Source organism: Spiroplasma sp. ChiS, assembly GCF_002968355.1.
Taxonomy (GTDB): Bacteria; Bacillota_I; Bacilli_A; order Mycoplasmatales; family Mycoplasmataceae; genus Spiroplasma; species Spiroplasma citri.
On the sequence record NZ_PUUH01000048.1, the window covers coordinates 1 to 2,323 of the forward strand.

Annotated in this window: 3 protein-coding genes; all 3 read right to left on the bottom strand. The window is 23.1% G+C overall.

Going from position 1 to position 2,323, the window contains the following annotated elements; translation table 4 throughout:
• Window positions 1–508: 508 nt before the first annotated feature.
• A complete protein-coding gene (locus C6B38_RS02250) occupies window positions 509–1,105 on the bottom strand; it encodes a rolling circle replication-associated protein (RefSeq protein WP_105298490.1) in 597 nt (198 codons plus the stop codon).
• A 139-nt stretch (window positions 1,106–1,244) separates the two neighbouring features.
• Complete coding sequence (locus C6B38_RS02255; protein WP_105298491.1) at window positions 1,245–1,784, bottom strand: HK97 family phage prohead protease; 540 nt, start codon at window positions 1,782–1,784, stop codon at window positions 1,245–1,247.
• A gap of 247 nt (window positions 1,785–2,031) precedes the next feature.
• On the bottom strand, window positions 2,032–2,323 hold a 292-nt coding region (locus C6B38_RS02260; RefSeq protein ID WP_146693264.1), incomplete at its 5' end, for a spiroplasma phage ORF1-like family protein.

The window sequence follows — 2,323 nt, forward strand, 5'->3', positions numbered from 1 at the left end:
TGTTTATATACTTAATTTGATTTAATAAAACTTTGTGATTTTCACAAGTTCATAAAATTTTATTTGTTTCAAATTCTTCGGTGATAAATGATGATAATTTATAACAATTAATAACATCACATATTTTTTGTTGTTTAATAATTTTCATTTTTATAAATCAAATTTAATATTAACAATAATAAATATCTTCAAATCATTCTGTTTTTCCGCGATGTTTAACTTTATGAACTCGCTTTGGTATTCCGCATTTACTGCATTTAATCATAATATTGATTTTTTCCATTTTTAGTTTCTCCAATCTAATATTTAACGATTGATTTATTAATATAACTAACTGAAACAAAACAAGGTCAACACCTTTACTAAGTAGATATATGAATTATTTACTAATTTCTTAATTTAATATGTTTTTTTTCAGAAAGGAAACAACTTTTTTACTTATTTTAAAAATTATAAATATATAAAGATGCTGTCCTTGTTTTGAATCAATTAGTTATTTTGGGTTTTTTTAAATAAAAAAACAACCCTTTAACAAGAGTTGCTTTTTTGGAGCTTCATCGTACATTATACATAACCCATAAAGTCAATATTTTCTTATTATTTTATTAGGAATATATTCACTAAATATGATATGAAAATGGACTGCTCCGCGTTTTTGATATTCATAAGCAACTAAATATTTTAAATTTTCATATTTATTCTTTTTATATTTAGAAAAGTGATACTTTATTTTTTTAATAAATAAATTAAATTGATGATTAGCCTGTTTTACATCTTGCATATTTTCTGCATAAGTTAAAGTCGTAAAACCTAAATTTTGATAACCATTAAAATTATGGATTGCTTTTTGAATACAATTTCTTTGCGAACGAATACGACTATTTAATAATTTAGTTTCATTTTCCCCAGTATTTTTAATCCCAGTTGGATTGCCTTTACCAAATTTATTAATACACTCTAACGGTAAAACAACTGTTTTAATATATGGACCATAATATACTTTTTTAACATAGTATTTTTGATTAATAAAATTACTATTATCAATATAAGGTCTGTATAGAACTTCTCCAGTCAAACGATTATAAGGATTTATATTTACATTCATTTTTTATTTTCCTTTCTAAAACAAAAATAAAAAAACATTTATTTATATTTAAAGTTTCGTAGAGGGAAACCTTTATTGGTTTGAATACATTAAACATTTGAATAAATGTTTTTTTATTCTAATTAAATTATAACTTTTTTTAAATATTTTTTATTTCTTTTATTTCACTTTGAGGATTTGCGCCAAAAATAACTAACGATACTTCACTAACAATAGCATTTTTTATATAAACTGCTTCTTTTTCGTGTATTTTTTTAATTTCTAAATCATCTTCATCAATTTTTGCACCAATACTAAGTTGCATTGGGCGATTTTCTTCTTGCATTTGTTTAATAACATAAAGAATATTTTTACCTTTTATTGTATTCGTATATAATCTCATTTTAACTCATAAACCATCTTCACAATTTTCTAATTTAGCAATACCTAAAAAATTATCATAATCATATTTATGTTCTAAAAAAATAGGAACAATTATTTTATTTTGTTTAAATTGATTTTCAAAACTTTTTTTATCAAAAAAACTACCTTTACTATCAACAATATTATACTTATTAGCAATACCAATTAATTCAACGACTTTATTTTCCTTAAAATTAGAATTATAACAAGATATTAAATTAGATGCACTTGTTGTTAATAGAACTGAACTTAATAAAAATGCTAAAATTTTTTTCATATTTTTTTACCATCCTTAAAATAATTAATATATTTTTAAACATATTATATTTAATCATTTTTATTTTGTCAATTTTTAAAATTACACTTTTCTTTAAAATTGTTTTCTCCCGTTGTGCTAGTTAATCAAGGAAAGGGACTCCGCCCCTAAGTCGCTCCGCGACTTTTACCCCTTTAAGTAAGGTGGTGCGTGGATAAACCACCACACCAACTTACTTTTTTTACCAACAACATTATATTATTTAGTCCTAAAAATAGCGTAAAAGTCCGTTAACCATTGCTAAAACTAAAATAGAACTTAACATAATCTTAAATGTAATATCAAAAGCAAACAAATTACCAATATTATTAAACAATTCAGACACATTACTAAACACATGTACTATCCCATTAACAAATTTATAAATTTCTTTCATACCAGGCAAATTATTTACAATCCAAATTGCCGCATTTTCAATATGAATATCTAAACGGTATCAAGCACCTTTTTTATAAGGTAATTGTCAAATTTTTCCATCATTAAGTTCACCATTTCAATCA